This is a genomic window from Streptomyces sparsus, from assembly GCF_054776295.1.
Genome location: NZ_BAAHCA010000788.1, coordinates 1 through 2,332, shown reverse-complemented (window position 1 = coordinate 2,332; position 2,332 = coordinate 1). Strand labels below are relative to the sequence as shown.

The 2,332-nt window shown below is 73.4% G+C and carries 1 protein-coding gene; it reads left to right on the top strand.

Features of this window, described 5'->3' with window-relative positions; genetic code table 11:
- Positions 1-107 precede the first annotated feature (107 nt).
- On the top strand, positions 108-2,279 hold the full coding sequence (locus ACYVE9_RS23385; protein WP_461029872.1) for a 3-hydroxyacyl-CoA dehydrogenase NAD-binding domain-containing protein: 2,172 nt from the start codon (positions 108-110) through the stop codon (positions 2,277-2,279).
- The last annotated feature ends 53 nt before the right edge of the window (positions 2,280-2,332 follow it).

Sequence of the window (2,332 nt, the reverse complement as noted above, 5' to 3'; positions counted from 1 at the left end):
CGCCGCCCGTGCCGAGCCGCCCGGCCGGGCCCGCCGATCGTGCCGACCGTCCGGGGCGCCGCCCGCGCCCGTCCTCCGTGCCCGACAGAACCGCTGGAGACCCTCACATGCCTGAGCCCACGGCGATCCGCTGGGATCGCGACGCCGACGACGTCGTCACCCTCACCCTCGACGACCCCGACCAGTCCGCCAACACCATGAACGAGGCCTTCCGCGCCTCGCTGACCGCGGTCGCGGACCGGCTGGAGGCCGAGCGGGACTCGGTGCGGGGCGTCATCGTCACCTCGGCGAAGAAGACCTTCTTCGCCGGCGGGGACCTCCGGCTGATGATCAGGGCGACGCCGGAGGACGCCGAGCAGGTGTTCCAGGCCGGCATGCGGATCAAGCGCGACCTGCGCCGCATCGAGACGCTCGGCAGGCCGGTGGTGGCCGCGATCAACGGGGCCGCGCTCGGCGGCGGCCTGGAGATCGCCCTCGCCTGCCACCACCGCGTGGCGCTGGACGCCGCCGGTTCACGGATCGGGCTGCCGGAGTCCACCCTCGGCCTGCTGCCGGCCGGCGGCGGCGTCACCCGGACGGTTCGACTGCTCGGCATCACCGACGCCCTGCTGAACGTGCTGCTCCAGGGTCAGCGGTACACCCCCGAGCGGGCCAGGGAGAAGGGCCTGGTGCACGAGGTGGCCGGCAGCGAGGAGGAGATGCTCGCGCGTGCCCGGGCGTTCATCGACACCCACCCGGAGGCCCGGCAGCCGTGGGACACCGAGGGCTACCGCATCCCGGGCGGCACCCCCTCCCATCCGAAGCTGGCCGCGAACCTCCCGGCGTTCCCCGCCAACCTCAGCAAGCAGACCGGCGGCGCTCCCTACCCCGCGCAGCGCAACATCCTGGCCGCGGCCGTCGAGGGCGCCCAGGTGGACTTCGCGAACGCCGAGGTCATCGAGGCCCGCTACTTCGTGGAGCTGGTCACCGGCCAGATCTCGAAGAACATGATCCAGGCCTTCTTCTTCGACCTCCAGGCCGTCAACTCCGGGGTGAGCCGGCCGGTCGGCCCCGAGCCGCGCACGGTCCGCAAGGTGGCCGTGCTGGGCGCCGGCATGATGGGCGCGGGCATCGCCTACGCGTGTGCCAGGGCCGGGATCGACGTGGTGCTCAAGGACGTGTCCGAGGAGGCCGCCGAGAAGGGCAGGGCCTACTCCGCCGGGTTGCTGGACGCGGCCCTCGCCAAGGGCCGCACCACGGAGGCGAAGCGCGACGCGCTCCTCGCCCGCATCACCGCGACGGCCGATCCGGCGCGGCTGGCCGGCTGCGACGCGGTGATCGAGGCGGTGTTCGAGGACCCGGCACTCAAGCACAAGGTCTTCCAGGAGGTGCAGGACGTCGTCGCCCCCGACGCGCTGCTCTGCTCCAACACCTCCACGCTGCCGATCGGCGTGCTCGCCGAAGGCGTGGCGCGCCCGGAGGACTTCGTCGGCCTGCACTTCTTCTCGCCGGTCGACAGGATGCCCCTGGTCGAGATCGTGCGGGGCGCCGTCACCGGTGACGAGGCACTGGCCCGGGCCTTCGACCTGGTCCGGCAGATCAACAAGACGCCGATCGTGGTGAACGACTCCCGGGGCTTCTTCACCTCCCGGGTGATCGGCCAGTTCCTCAACGAGGGCATCGCGATGGTGGGGGAGGGCGTGGAGCCGGCCTCGGTGGAGCAGGCCGCCGCCCAGGCCGGCTACCCGGCGAAGGTGCTGTCGCTGATGGACGAGCTGACGCTCACCCTGCCGCGCCGGATCCGGGACGAGACCCGGCGGGCGCTGGAGGCCGAGGGCGTGGAGTGGCCCGGGCACCCGGCGGACGCCGTGGTGGACCGGATGATCGACGAGTTCGGGCGCCCGGGGCGCAGCGCGGGGGCGGGCTTCTACGAGTACGAGGACGGCCGCCGCACCCGGCTGTGGCCGGGCCTGCGTGAGCACTTCACCCGCCCGGACGCGGACGTGCCGTTCGAGGACATGAAGGAGCGCATGCTCTTCGCGGAGGCGCTGGACAGTGTGCGGTGCCTTGAGGAGGGCGTGCTGACCTCCGTCGCGGACGCCAACATCGGCTCGCTCATGGGCATCGGTTTCCCGCCCTGGACCGGCGGCGTGCTCCAGTACGTCAACGGCTACCCCGGGGGTCTGCCCGGCTTCGTCGCCCGCGCCGAGGAGCTGCGGGAGCGCTACGGCGACCGCTTCGCGCCGCCCGCGCTCCTGCGGGAGAAGGCCGACCGGGGCGAGACCTTCACCGACGGCTGAACCGACCGGGGCCGACAGGCGCCCGGGGCCGAGGGCGCCGGGGCCGGGGCCCG